This window comes from Vibrio sp. Scap24 (assembly GCF_013394185.1).
In the GTDB taxonomy this organism is placed as follows: Bacteria; Pseudomonadota; Gammaproteobacteria; order Enterobacterales; family Vibrionaceae; genus Vibrio; species Vibrio pomeroyi.
Map to the genome: position 1 here is coordinate 1,389,020 of NZ_CP041333.1, position 14,598 is coordinate 1,403,617.

Annotated in this window: 9 protein-coding genes; 5 read left to right on the plus strand and 4 right to left on the minus strand. The window is 43.9% G+C overall.

Annotated elements, in window-relative coordinates; all coding sequences use genetic code 11:
* Nucleotides 1-96: 96 nt before the first annotated feature.
* The gene (locus tag FLM53_RS21630) at nucleotides 97-1,209 is read right to left on the minus strand and encodes a substrate-binding domain-containing protein (protein ID WP_176679458.1); all 1,113 of its coding nucleotides are present in this window, start codon (nucleotides 1,207-1,209) and stop codon (nucleotides 97-99) included.
* A 124-nt stretch (nucleotides 1,210-1,333) separates the two neighbouring features.
* Nucleotides 1,334-2,722 carry a glycoside-pentoside-hexuronide (GPH):cation symporter gene (locus FLM53_RS21635; protein WP_176679457.1) on the minus strand — a complete coding sequence of 463 codons (1,389 nt, stop codon included), beginning with the start codon at nucleotides 2,720-2,722 and terminating at the stop codon, nucleotides 1,334-1,336.
* A gap of 333 nt (nucleotides 2,723-3,055) precedes the next feature.
* Here FLM53_RS21635 and xylA point away from each other — a divergent pair, with 333 nt between their 5' ends.
* The 4 genes from xylA (at nucleotide 3,056) to FLM53_RS21655 (ending at nucleotide 7,966) form a co-directional block, all read left to right on the plus strand.
* Nucleotides 3,056-4,375, plus strand: coding sequence for a xylose isomerase (gene xylA, locus FLM53_RS21640; RefSeq protein WP_176679456.1), 1,320 nt, complete (start codon nucleotides 3,056-3,058; stop codon nucleotides 4,373-4,375).
* A gap of 80 nt (nucleotides 4,376-4,455) precedes the next feature.
* A complete protein-coding gene (locus FLM53_RS21645) occupies nucleotides 4,456-6,066 on the plus strand; it encodes a glycoside hydrolase family 43 protein (RefSeq protein ID WP_176679455.1) in 1,611 nt (536 codons plus the stop codon).
* A gap of 299 nt (nucleotides 6,067-6,365) precedes the next feature.
* The gene (locus FLM53_RS21650) at nucleotides 6,366-6,959 is read left to right on the plus strand and encodes a sugar O-acetyltransferase (protein WP_218113445.1); all 594 of its coding nucleotides are present in this window, start codon (nucleotides 6,366-6,368) and stop codon (nucleotides 6,957-6,959) included.
* Nucleotides 6,960-6,991: 32 nt separating this feature from the next.
* A complete protein-coding gene (locus FLM53_RS21655; protein ID WP_176679454.1) occupies nucleotides 6,992-7,966 on the plus strand; it encodes an aldo/keto reductase in 975 nt (324 codons plus the stop codon).
* Between the two features lie 66 nt (nucleotides 7,967-8,032).
* On the opposite strand, the gene FLM53_RS21660 is transcribed toward FLM53_RS21655, so the two are convergent.
* Complete coding sequence (locus FLM53_RS21660; protein ID WP_176679453.1) at nucleotides 8,033-9,427, minus strand: family 31 carbohydrate-binding protein; 1,395 nt, start codon at nucleotides 9,425-9,427, stop codon at nucleotides 8,033-8,035.
* 188 nt (nucleotides 9,428-9,615) lie between these two features.
* Nucleotides 9,616-11,898: a di-heme oxidoredictase family protein gene (locus FLM53_RS21665; protein WP_176679452.1), complete on the minus strand. Its 2,283-nt coding sequence runs from the start codon at nucleotides 11,896-11,898 to the stop codon at nucleotides 9,616-9,618.
* A gap of 372 nt (nucleotides 11,899-12,270) precedes the next feature.
* Here FLM53_RS21665 and FLM53_RS21670 point away from each other — a divergent pair, with 372 nt between their 5' ends.
* Entirely contained in the window at nucleotides 12,271-14,280 is a 2,010-nt protein-coding gene (locus FLM53_RS21670) for a methyl-accepting chemotaxis protein (RefSeq protein WP_176679451.1), read from the plus strand.
* The last annotated feature ends 318 nt before the right edge of the window (nucleotides 14,281-14,598 follow it).

Genomic DNA, 14,598 nt, shown 5'->3' on the forward strand with positions numbered 1-14,598 from the left:
ATTCGCACGGGCAAACCCCAGTTACCAAATCCCATATATCAGTTATTAAATACCTAACTCAACGTACGTCATTTTCGGTATCGCTTATGCGTCGCCTTATTCCGCAATCATGCCAATGCTGTTCGCATTCAGTCTGTATTTATTGGGCGAAACACCTAACTGCTTAATAAACACTTGTGAGAGGTAAGATTGCCCAGGGTAACCACACTGTTTGGCAATCGCATCCAATTTCTCGGTAGTAGAAGCGAGAAGATCTTTCGCTCTGTTTAGACGCAATTGTGTGACAAATTGGTGAGCTGTTACACCATGTGCAATAACGAAACGCGTATCTAGAGTCTTGCGAGAAATACGACAGTAGTCAGTAACTTGTTTTATCTTCATATTCTGATGAAAGTTGTTCCTCATATACCCTTCCGCTTTGATCACCATTTGATCCAACTCTGTAATGTCTGGTGTCGTTCTGCCGTGAATAAGCTTATAAGAGCTAAAACTTGCCCTTTGCACGCGATTAAAGCGAAGCACCTTTTGCAACACTTCGATGCACAATTTGCCTAAGTCTACGGAGTTCAGTTCCACCGAACTTAATGGCATCGGAGACAACATCCTTTCTGTATCATCATAATCATTGCCGATAATAGAAACGTGCTTTGGAACCTCAATTCCCAAATTCCTACATAGATTAGCCAATCGCCTTGCAGAGCGATCGGATGAGCAATACACACCGAGTGGAAAGTCTTGATCAGTAATGGCACACTCAACCGAATCTACGAATTCTAACCCGAAAGATGACGCGCTATGCTTAAAGCCAATATGGCGCTCTTTACTCCAAGGAGACACACTATCTTGCTGATTAGAGTAATACGCCACTCGACTAAATCCGGCTTTTTTCAGACCTTGCAAAGCCGTTTGAGCCAAACCTCGGTTGTCGAGCACTATCGACGACACGTGTGACGGAAATGAAGTGAGTTGATGATTACTAAAGACCACGATTTTAGCCGATAAGCTATCTACAATATGGTTGATGTTAGGCTTGTCATAATCAGCTATAACGTAATCCCACGACCTTGAAAGAATGTAATCTAGGTTTGAAGAGCACTCTAAATGAAGCTCCACATTGAGGTTCGTTTCATCCAGTTTGGCCTTAATACCCTTCAATATTTGGCGGTCGTAATAAATCATACTATCAAGTAGTAACAATAGAGTTTTCAAGTTGATGCCTCTAATTTGCAAGTATTCATTCAAAAATGCCCCACTATCGAGTGAGGCATTAGATACTCATCATTGCTTGGTTAACAATGAATTAGGATCAAGCTAGACATGTGTTAGCTAGCATTTAGCCTAATTCAGCATTATGTGCCACAGGCTTACGTTCAGCGTTCTCTTTCGAATCCAAAGCAAGAAGTGCTTTGATTTGATCAAGCTTCTGGTTATCTAAGTGGTAGAAAGCCATGAAGACCGCTAGAGAAGCAAAAATCACACCTGGAATAACCGTATATAGTAGGTTGATAGCAGTCACCGCTTCAGCCGTCTGAACCTCTGCACCGCCCACGTAACCGGATGCTGCCAAAATCCAACCTACTGACGCACCACCAATCGCGATGCCCAATTTGATTGCGAATAAGTTGGTTGAGAACACCATGCCACTCAGTGAACGATTACTGCGTGTTTTCTCGTAATCCACCACATCTGACATCATGCTCCAAAGAATTGGAGTCGTACTCATTTGAATAACACCAAGTAAAATGACTAACGCAAACACCATGTAGATATTCGTTGGATCAACCAGGTAAAGAAGTGCAGATAAGAAGCCAGAAACGACAATCAACACGCGGTATACCTTAGGTTTATCGTAGTTACCTAGAAGTGGAGCAGAACCTATTGCACCCACAATGTTTGCCAACATACCCGACACCATAAAGATCGTTGCTAAGTCGGCACGCCCCATTACTGTGTTCACGTAGTACATTGTCGACGCGCCTTTTAGTACGATACCTGTTAGCAAAATCACGTTAACAATGAACAGCACACGCCATTGGTTGTTTTGCATGAGAAGCTTTAAGTCTTTCCATACCGACTGCTTAATCTCTTCTTCAGGTACGCAACGCTCTTTAGTATTTGCGAAGCTAACAAAGAACAAGACAATGGCACCCACGCCCATGATAGCCATCGCGCCAACGTAACCTTTTTGGACGTCACCTTGACCAATAACATCAACCAACGGCAAAGCAACCATAGCTACCACTAAACCACCAGCCGTGCTGAGTGCAAAACGGTACGATTGTAATGATGTGCGCTCTTTAGAGCAGTTAGTCATGGCATTAGCCATTGCACAGTAAGGAACGTTAATCGCCGTGTACATAAGCGTTAAGAAGATATATGACGCATATGCGTAAGCGATTTTCCCTATTGGCCCTAGGTCAGGTGTATAGAAAGCAAACATACACGCAGCGCCAAACGGAATAGCGATCCAAAGCAGATATGGGCGGTAACGACCGTGTTTAGATTTGGTTCTATCAACGATAGAGCCCATTATTGGGTCAGTAACCGCATCAATAAATCGAACAAGTAAGAACATTGTGCCCATATGGGCAGGCGATAAACCATAAATATCAGTATAGAAATAAGCTAAAAAGAGCATGACGGTTTGCCACACAAAGTTACAGCCGGTATCGCCTAATCCGTAGGCGACTTTTTCCCTAATTGATAACTTAATGTCATTCATTATATTTTTTCTCCGGGTACAGTTTTGTATCCCTTTATTTTTCAGCACTGCGAATTTTAATCAATTTGTTCAAATTAATAATCAAGTTACGATATTTATTATATGTGATAGCGCTCAGAAAACAAAACACTAAAAAAAATAAAATCAATTTAAAATCAACAATTTAAAAAACTAAAACTTCAGAAAAACGAATAATCTAGGTGTATTTTGAGATGTAGTGCACGTTTGATAAATAGAAGAATTTTGGTATCAAAAAACGTAATTGATGGCGAACGTGAAAACATAAAATATAGATAGCGAACGAGGTCCACTACATTAATCGGAATTTTGGATATGACTGAATTTTTCAAAAACATCAATAAAATCAACTTTGAAGGCGCTGAGTCTACAAACCCACTTGCTTTCCGTCACTACGACGCAGACAAAATGATTCTGGGTAAGAGCATGGCAGAGCACCTACGCTTTGCTGCATGTTATTGGCACAACTTCCGCTGGGGCGGTGCCGATATCTTTGGTGATGGTACATTCGAACACGCTTGGTTAAATGCTGCGGATCCAATGGAGCAAGCACTCATGAAGGCTGACGCGGCATTTGAGTTCTTTACTAAGCTCGGCGTACCTTACTACTGCTTCCACGATACTGACGTTGCGCCTGAAGGCAATTCAATCAAAGAGTACATCAACAACTTCCAAACAATGGTTGATGTTCTAGAGCAGAAACAAGAAGAAACTGGCATGAAGCTACTTTGGGGTACTGCAAATGCATTCTCAAACGCTCGTTACATGGCAGGTGCTGGCACAAACCCAGATCCAAAAGTATTTGCTTATGCAGCAACTCAAATCTTCAATGCTATGGGTGCAACGCAACGTTTAGGCGGCGAAAACTACGTATTATGGGGTGGTCGTGAAGGTTACGAAACATTACTCAATACCGACCTTCGTCAAGAGCGTGAGCAATTGGGTCGCTTGATGCAAATGGTTGTTGAACATAAGCATAAGATTGGCTTTAAAGGTTCGATTCTTATTGAACCAAAACCTCAAGAGCCGACTAAGCACCAATACGATTACGACACCGCGACCGTTTACGGCTTCTTGAAGCAGTTTGGTCTAGAGAACGAGATCAAAGTAAACATTGAAGCAAACCACGCAACGCTTGCGGGTCACAGCTTCCACCATGAAGTTGCAACCGCTACATCACTTGGCTTATTTGGTTCAATCGATGCTAACCGTGGTGACCCACAACTAGGTTGGGATACTGACCAATTCCCGAACAGCGTTGAAGAAAACACGTTAGTTATGTACGAAATCCTAAAAGCTGGCGGCTTTACAACAGGTGGCTTCAACTTTGATGCTCGTGTTCGTCGTCCTTCTACAGAATTAGAAGACTTGTTCCACGGTCACATCGGCGGCATGGATACTATGGCACTATCGCTAGAGCGTGCAGCTAACATGATCGAAAATGATGTGCTGTCTAAAAACATCGCTGAGCGTTACGCAGGTTGGAATGATGACCTAGGTCAGAAGATCCTAAAAGGTGACCTTTCTCTTGCTGGTCTAGCGGCGTTTACTGAAGAGACGAACATCAACCCAGTTAAAGAATCTGGTCGTCAAGAATACTTAGAGAACGTTGTAAATGGCTTCATCTACAAGTAAGTGATGATGTCTTGAACAAAGCCCAAGTATACTAATTCATATACTTGGGCTTTTTTATTACCCTACCGTCTGGAAAAATTATGACAACTACGATTCAGAACCCTATTTTAAAAGGCTTTAATCCAGATCCTTCGATTGTTCGTGTCGGCGACGATTACTACATTGCAACCTCAACCTTCGAGTGGTTTCCGGGGATTCAACTTCATCATTCACGCGATCTGATTAACTGGCGCCTTGTTGGTCACGCCTTAACTAGAACCTCACAACTGAACATGATGGGCATGGATAATTCCGAAGGCGTTTACGCCCCTGCCCTAACTTATTCTGACGGCACATTCTGGCTGTGCTTCTCGAATGTCCACTCATGTCGCGGTGGTAACTGGATGGCGACGCCTAGTTATGTTGTGACAGCTGACAGCATTGAAGGTCCATGGAGTGAGCCTGTTCCGATTGGTAATTACGGCTTTGATCCTTCTCTGTTCCATGATGACGATGGCAAGAAATACATGCTCAACATGATTTGGGATGGCCGTGCAAAGACTAACTTCTTTGGCGGTATCATCATGCAAGAGTTTGATGCCGATGAAGGTAAGCTTGTTGGCGCACCCAAGACCGTCTTCGAAGGGACCGAGCTCGGTTGTACTGAAGGCCCACAACTGCTTAAAAAGGATGACTATTATTACCTGATAACAGCGGAAGGTGGTACAGAGCGCAATCACGCGGTAACGGTTTGTCGTTCCAAGCACATCTGGGGACCTTATGAAGTTCACCCAGAAAATCCTATCCTGACCAGTCGTTTCCAAGAACACGCAGAGCTTTCACGTGCAGGTCACGGCTTTCTAGTTGAGACTCAAACCGGTGAATGGTATATGAGCCACCTGTGTGGCCGCCGTATTCCAAACCCGGAAGGCTATCAATTTATGCCTAAATACGACAATGGCTTCTCAATCTTAGGCCGAGAAAGTGCGCTACAAAAAGCACACTGGCAAGACGATTGGCCATACATCACAACAGGTAAAACACCTGTTGTTGAAGTGGAAGCACCAAACCTTCCTTTACACCCTTGGCCTGAATCTCCGGCTCGAGACGAATTTATCGACCCAACGTTGAGCCTTGATTATCAAACCTTACGAGAGCCAGTATCTGAAAAATGGCTGTCGTTAAGCGAGCGACCAGGATTCTTACGTCTGAAAGGACGCCACTATTTATATTCCCGTTACGAACAAAGCATGGTTGCTCGCCGATTCCAAGCGCACAATGCAACAGTAGAAACCAAGCTTGAGTTCAAGCCGAACACACCTTATGAAATGGCAGGGTTATGTGCTTATTACGCACGTAATGGGCATTACTTTCTAAAAATGACTGCCAATGATCTAGGCGAACGTGTTTTACAAGTTGTCGGTAACATCAATGATGTTTACGGTGAATACTCTAACGATGTCGTTATCGGTGATGCAGATACGGTCTACATGAGATTAGAGCTCAAAACTCAATGGTATCAATATAGTTACTCACTGGATGGCGTCGACTGGTATGAGATTGGCCCAGCCTTAAACAGCACACCGCTGTCAGATGAAGGCGGTCCTGATATTTTCCGTTTCACAGGAAGCTTCGCAGCACTATTTGTTGCTGATATCACAGGGCAGAAACGCCATGCTGATTTTGACTACTTTGAGTACCTAGAGCATTAAGCTCTTGTTAATACTCTACCTTATCGGTTCGCTCTCGCGATAAATTAATCCCCTCATACTGCACATTCAATTTGCTGCGGTATGAGGTTTTCTTCAATTTATTATTCAAATAACAAAGAGCCAAACCATACTTTGGTCACCATCATATCGGGTCAAATACCTCCCCCCTTAATATCAAACCCTCCATCAAAATTTACGATTTTTCTTGACCCATTAACCTAATTTAGCTTTTAAATGAGTTGTCACGTTCACGCTACGTCACCTCGATATACTGGTTAAAAATTTATAGAGGGACAGACATGGCGGAACAGTTTCAGAAGATGATAAAGGGTGAACGTTTTAACGTCTGGGACGAGGATTTAAAATCACGTCGCTTGATAACACGACAAATCACACATCAATTCAACCAAACCCTCCCTACAGAACAAGGCTTACGAAGCACATTATTAGACCAACTATTTCTAAACGTTGGCAAAAACTTAGAGGTATCACCGCCACTCACGGTCGATTACGGGGAAAACGTCACCATTGGCGACGATGTGTTCATTAACTCTAACTTTACCTTGGTGAACAGTGGGCCTATCCGTATTGGCTCTCGTGTAATGATTGCGCCCAACGTGAGTCTGTTCTCTATCAATCATGGCTTGTGCCCTGAAACTCGAAAAACACACAGTGGCGTTCGGCTTGATTACCCAGCCCCTATCACGATTGAAGACGACGTTTGGATTGGCGGTCACACCGTTGTCTTGGCGGGAGTCACTATCGGAGCGGGTAGCGTCATCGGCGCTGGCTCTGTCGTGACCAAAGATATTCCCAAAAACTGTATTGCAGTAGGCAACCCAGCTACCGTCATCCGAGAAATTGAACCCGGTGAATTACCTAAAGGTTTTTAAACGACTAATGGACACACGAACAAGGAGAACTCATGTCTAACATTACCGATATCGCACTTCAATCTGGAGCAACCATTCCTCAAGTAGGGCTTGGAACTTGGAAAGCGGATGAACCCGGACAAACTTACGAAGCGGTTCGTAGCGCCATCAAGCTTGGCTACAGACATTTTGACTGTGCCCCTGGCTACGGCAATGAAAAAGAGATTGGCGATGCTCTAGTCGATGCTATGCACGATGAGGAAGTAACACGTGAAGAACTGTTTATAACTTCGAAACTCTGGAATGCCCACCATTTTCCAGAAGATGTAATGCCTAGCCTCAAGCAGACATTGGCTGATCTTAAATTGGACTATCTCGACCTCTATTTAATGCACTGGCCTGTCGCGCTTAAAAAAGGTGTTGGATTTCCAGAGAAAGGGGATGATTTTGTGTCGTTAGACGACCTTCCTTTGGAAAAGACATGGGAAGCAATGGAAGAAGCACACATCAAAGGGTTGGTAAAAGATCTTGGTGTCTCCAATTTCAGTGCTAAAAAGCTGCACCATTTAAAAGGCAACTGTTTAATCCAACCGATAATGAACCAAGTTGAGATGCACCCCTACCTACAGCAGCAAGAGCTTATCGACTACTGCCACTCACAAGGAATTGCGGTAACCGCTTATGCGCCGTTAGGATCTGGAGACCGACCTGAACTGCTCACAAGTGAGAATGAGCCAACCCTCCTAGATCACCCTCTTATCCAATCCATTGCCAATGAGCATTCAGTGACTCCGGCACAAGTGTTGATTGCATGGGGTTTACAGCGAAACATTGTCATGATCCCTAAGTCTGCAAACCCAGAGCGACAGCAGCTTAACCTCAACGCTCAGGAAGTGAACCTGACAACGGAAAACATGGCTGATATACAGAAGCTAGACCTTAACTACCGCTACCTAGCTGGCGAATTCTGGGCATTAGAAGGCAGCCCTTATACGCTAGAAAACCTATGGGATGAACCTGTCGCTTAATCATTAATCCAAGAAAAACCCGGCAACTATAGCCGGGTTTTTATTTGTCGTAACGAAACCCGGAGACTAGTTACATACTTGATTTGTGAACGTCACTGTTTTGTCTATGATCTGCTGACCTTGTCCCGTGATGTCTTCTACCTTAAATGTCATCTTGTAGGTTTGCCCTAACTGGGCAGAAAAAGAGCGGCTGAACGCACCGTTTGACTTAGTTCCAGATAAACAATAATCATCTAAACACAGATAATTCCAACCAGCACTCCAGCCTTTATCCACATGGTAGACCTCTATTTCATTATCTGAGACATAATTGAAGTTAAAGTCATCAGTACAATTTTCAGGTGTCTCGCCTCCGTTATCACCGCCGTTATCACCGCCGTTATCACCGCCGTTGTCACCACCATTACCTCCGTCTGAATTGCCATACCCGAGCTGAGCAAACAATTCATCTGAATGTCGAATAAACTTAGGATCTGACAATGTTTCTTGCCACTTCTGTTTGATGTATGGAATAACTTGCACTCGACTGTCACCCCAATAGCCTTCGTTATATGGTGCAGCCCATCGCCACTGACTATCCCAGTCAGCATTAATGTAAGTAAAGCCCTTCAAGATATCTTGATTGTCTACCATGAACTGGAAAAAGGGTTCAAACCACTCAGACCAAATTTGTTGATCTGTTTTCGCTTGGCGATTAGTACCTTTCGCAGGGTCAGTAGAGTAAGTCAGGTCTGCAAGCTGGTATCGCTGAGGGCTCGACTCATTAATGAACAGAGGTTTGTTATGAGAACGCGCCCATTGAGCCGCTTCATTTACACGGTCCCAGTTACAATCTTGCGGGGCAAAATAAGACAAACCTACCCAATCCACCACATCATCACCAGGCCACCAAGTACCCAGTTGGCCTGGGGCAGTAGGACAATATGACGCAACCTGCCAAACCATTGAGATATTATCTGCATAGCCAAGTTCGCGAATGCGTTGATACACATTTCTAAAGCTTTGTTTTAAATCCTCGGTGTTGTGCCCATTCCATGGACCATCGACTTCATAGGCCCAACGTAAATAAACAGGCCTATCGAATTCACCAAGCGTTCGAATCAAGGTGTCGATATTAGCGTTGTACTGGCCATTAGCGACATTCTGCACTTCGCCATTCATGGACACACCAACGATCAATGCGCTTGTTGGGTACTGATTCGCTAACTCAACGATGTTGTTTCTACCGGCTCCGGCATCGGCATCCGTTGATAAACCATCAAGATTTACAATACCTACGTAGTTTGTCACTCCAGCGGGTGTTGTGCCCATTGCACTGCTGTAGTCATTCACACTGTCTACGTCTTGACCGACAGAAACCAGGATTCCTTGGTCTGGTACAAGTTTTCCATCAAGGGCATGAGCCTGAAATGCACAGGCACCTAACGTTGCAACAGAGATCATTTTTGCTAGTTTTTTCATCGAATTTCTTCCTTATGAGTATCGACGATTAAAAATCGAGCTTTTTAGAACAACGACGTGTGCACCATGCGTACCTTGACGACAAAGCTTCCACACTGATACTAACGACAAAAACTCTTTGAGAATCGGACAGATAAATCACGCGACTAAACGCTTCATGATCAATAACATGAAGCGTTTTTGGCGTGCTATAGAGCCATTAGGTAAGCAATCAACTGCTCACGTTGTTGTGGTGTGGCACTGAAGTATGCAGACGATTGGTCAGCCGCATCCCCATTGTGTCGCTGCATCACGGCCTCAACGCTCGCTGCTTGACCGTCATGCATGAGTGTTAACGCATTGGTATTGCCACTTTGTACGTACCCAGTTAAACCTATCCCCCATAACGGCGCAGTTCGGAATTGCCCCTCGCCCAAATCATGGAGCAGCAAGTCGGTGTACGGGTGAATGGTTTGGTTACTCAGCTCTGGAAAATCAGGATCAGTTCCCGTCACCACAGTAAGTTTATGGCAACTGTCACAGCCGAACTCTTGGAATCGGTCATGTCCAGGTAGCGTGGTCAGGTTACTACGAGGTGTTGGTACCGCAATCAGCTTTGTGTACGTTTCCATATCATCAAGGTGTTGATCTGCTAATGTTGCAGGTTCAAACCCTTCAAAGTTGGTGCCAATACCCATATCGTCGTGTAGAGCTTTAGCTACTTGGTGCCTAACGGAGGTTGCTTCCGCTCTCCAACCAAATCGGCCGACACGCTCTTGTCCTTCGACCGTGACGTAATTAACCGTACCCCCATTCTCTTGCGCCCATTGCTCAATCGTATTTTGAGGAATGTTCTCAAGCAGACCCATACCAATCATTTTCGGTGGCACAACATCTTGACGATCTTGCATCACACCCACACCATTCAAGGTATGACACTGGGTACAGCTCGGTTGAATTGGATTAGAAGCGATACCAGCCAGCTCAGGGAACGGGAGATTTCCGTTTATCGCTTGTGGGCCTGGTAAAAACTCTTCCACGTGGTTACCCGTATTAAAATCTGTATGAATTAGGCGGCGGCCATCTAACCAAGGCTGAACGTTATTTCGGTCGAGGTTATAGGCATGCTGCATGAAGCTTAGACGTTGCTGTTGCCCGCCCGTTGCTGAGAGCTGAGGCACCGTTGTATACCCGCCTAATTGCGCAAAGCTATCATTGATGCCCGTAGGCCCAGAGGCCGAATCACGATTATTGACCGTTAAACCTTGCCCCAGAACATACTTAAAAGTCTGTCCGTAGTAGTTGACATTATCGCCTGTCGTTTGCGCTCGATTAAAGCTTATCGTGGTCTCGAATTCAATCTGCTCGCCAGCGACGAAAGGGCGATTGATATGTTGCCAGCGCTGCATCACTGCGCGCCAAGTGGTTGCCGAAGCGCGCTGAGAACGACTCGCTTCACAAGCGGGGACGATTCGACCATCAGGCAAAACTACATCCATGACATAGCCATATTCGAAATTCGTCTCGTCACCATAATATTTATGATACCGCCAGTTAGGCGACTGTTGATTACACGACTTTTCGCTGCCCGCGGAATCTGTCATAGCCATTGGAATGGCACTTGATAACGTGACGACAACACAAGGTTCGGTTGTCCCACACGCTTGCTGTCTTAAGCTTGCTGCTTCCTGTAACGTATAGTCTTGCAATACGAAAGAGCCAAAACGACCTTCCCAGTATTCAATATTGAAATTATTAAAGTCATTAGTAGAAAGTTCGTGACGCACACGATAACGCTCTGCAATTTCATGCGTGACAACACTATTACCAGCAACCACGTCCTGCCTTACATTAACGGTTGCGACTCTTTGCGTGCTCTCACCTTGAGTATCGGTTGCCGTTGCAAGCACTTGGTACCCGCCTTGATCTTCCGCTACAAACGACTGCTGTGCGCTCGCATTCGGGTAGTCGGTAGTCGAAATAACTTGCCCAGATGGTGCTGTTATCTGAAGAATTAGTTGGTTAATTGCGTTCGATTCACTGCCTGCTTGAACCGAGACTTGTACCGTTTCACCCACTCTTGGTGAGCTTGGTGTGATGGAGATATCGACGGTCGGCGCTTGGCCATCAACGGGTGGTTCAGTACCACCACCGCCAGATGAGCCCTCGTCGGCTGTTAAGAGGTACTCTGGAGAAATGTATTGTGACAGTGTGTTATCTTGCACTTTCAATTGGACTTTGTACGTTTGACCTGAAATGACATTTTTTTCAGTCACTTGCCTTTGCCAAAAACCGTTGACTAGCTGCGCCGACGCACAGTGGTCATCAACACAGAGGTAACTCCAATTTCCGGTCCAGCCACCATCTTCTGCCGTAACTGTCCCGGGACTTCCACTTTCAATTGCAGTGGTGATCTCGGCACTCGCCATGGCGGAAAATAACGAAAAAGACAATAGAGCTATTTCATGCAGTCTAAAATCGTTTTTATTCATAAACCTTTATCCTTTGATTATTGCGGTGCATATATCTTTCCTTTGCATTTACAACAACTAGGATAAAAAGAAGGTGTTAAATATCAATTATAAAATCACACAATGATATTATGTAATATTATTTTTCAGAAGGAGAACACTTGACATGTCATAAACAGGCGACTTGGCTCTCACAAAGAATAAGAAAATTGAACAATACACAGCCCTAAAATCAAATACACACAATATTAAAAATAAAATCACCTCAAGATACCACAAATTAATATTTGAGATCCTCGTCAATGAAATATAAATGAAAAACGCTTCAAATCACATTATGTAGAGTCATTTAAAAATAGACTATTAGGCACGTTGATTTTGGATATATCACTTATGTATCAATCAGTTATAAAACAAATAATCTTGGTGTTTATTATTATCTCGACTTTAGTCTGTATTTTATCATTCACCTCATTTAGCCATTCAACTAAAATAATCAAACAGTTAGATTATGTTGAAGATCAAGTACTAAAACCTTTAAATTACTTTTCCACTCTTCAGTCCTCTTTATTAGACGCAACCAATATATCTTTATTATATAGCCCCATCGAGGCCTTAAGAGACGATTCCTTACAAGCTAGTGAAGCAATACTAGTAAAAGAGATCGATGTCGTAGAAGCATTAGAAAAAATAGCTGATGATTTAGAAAGTAGCCAGTTTAATATTATTCTCTCAAAGCTAGAATCAGAAACTAAAGCGCAATTACTGGAAGCTTTAGATTCTTTTAAACCGACAGTGATTCAGCAAATTCAAAGCACTAAAGAAGCCGCAATCACAGAACGAAATGCTCAAGTCAGCGCTATTCTTTACGATCAAAACTCAGCGCAGCTGGGGGCTTCGATCAACAAGCTTTCCGCTAACGAAAACCTAAGAGAGCGTGACATTCAATTCTTGAAATTCCAGACGGATGCCGCTGACAAACTCGTACGTCGAATTCTTATTCAAACTACACTGGATGAGGTTTGGATCATCAAATCTAACCTTGAAAGGCACGTTCGGTTACTCGAAAAGAAGATCGCATACTTAGGCAAAAAATCACCAGAGGTCGCTGACTCTGTTTCAACAATGCTTGCTCCTCTTAATGCCGCTATCTCTGACGACGACGGGGTACTTTCCCAGCATTTTAAAAAGCTAGAACTTCAATCTCTCGCCTTTGAGAAAAAAGCCACACTTAAAGATGTCAACGCGCTTCTCAAATCAACGCTGCTCGATGTACAACATGTCTTGATGGCCCAAACACAGGTCACGATTAACTCGACAAAAGAATCCGCCTCTACAGCCGCGAAGTTAATCTTTGGTTTGCTGTCCATTACACTCGTAATCTCAATCATTTCAAGCACCGCTGTAACATTGAAAATACGTCGTGCTATCGCATCGTTGTCAGCCTCGCTGACCGAGATATCACAAGGCAAACTTGATGGTCAGAAGTTATTAGAAAACAAAGGCGAGTTTGGCCAACTCGGTGAGGCAACAAATAAAGTTCGTGAACAACTCGCACACATCGTAAGTTTACTAAACAGCAGCTCAAAATCGCTGATCGATACAACAGCTTCAGTTACCAAACAAAGCAATGTTTCCGTTGATATTACACATCAACAAGCAACTAATATCGCGACTATGAGCTCTTCTTTAGAGCAGATGACTATGGCTATTGATGATGTCTCACAGCTTGCAAGCAACACCCAGAGTACTGTCGAGCGAACCCGTCAGAATGGAGAAAACTGCCAACAAGTCACGCACGCCAGTCTGTCATCGATCCAAACACTTGAAAAAAAATTGGTCGACTGCAATTCTAGAATTGAGGTCTTATTAGTCGAAAGCAAAAATGTACAAACAGTACTTTCCGTAATTCAAAATATCTCAGAACAAACCAATTTGTTAGCACTAAATGCGGCCATAGAGTCTGCAAGAGCTGGCGAGCATGGACGCGGGTTTTCAGTTGTCGCTAATGAGATTCGTCAACTCGCTGAAAAAACCCAATCATCAACAGTTAATATCCAAACGATTATCACCAACCTCAACAATGAGATTGAAACCATTGTGGACCAAATAAGAGACTGTGTTATTGAGTCCAAACAAAGTGCCACCTATGCCCGTGAGGTGGGCGAACTCTACTCGATCGTTACAGGTGATTTGAATCTAGTTAGTGATATGAGCATCCAAGTAAGCTCCGCTGCAGAGCAACAAAGCATCGCAACTAAAGACCTTCTTAACAACATTTTTCTACTCAATGAAGGTGCAAAGGAAATCGAAACGTTATGCAAAAAAAACCAGAACAACTGCGATAGGTTGCAATCTGTTGCTGATAGCAACCAGGAGACGGTAAACCAGTTTACGATCTAGAAGTTAGGTTTCTGATAGTGCCACAGCCTCGCTGTGGCTTTTCATTTAGAGACTTCCGGTTGACTGCCCTATTCGAAATGAATATCAACCTGCTAATTCACAATGGTGATAAAAATGCGCTTCACTGTATGTATCATTGCAAATAGAGACTCGAATTTATGGGCCAAAAACCGATCACCATCGGTGTTATTACCCCTTACTTAAGTGGTTTTTACCTTGGCTCGTTGATCCAGCACTGATTAGAACCCGCAATGAACTTGGCTCAGTGGACAGAACAGAATCGCCTCTACATCGATACCTATCGAAAGATACTTGAAC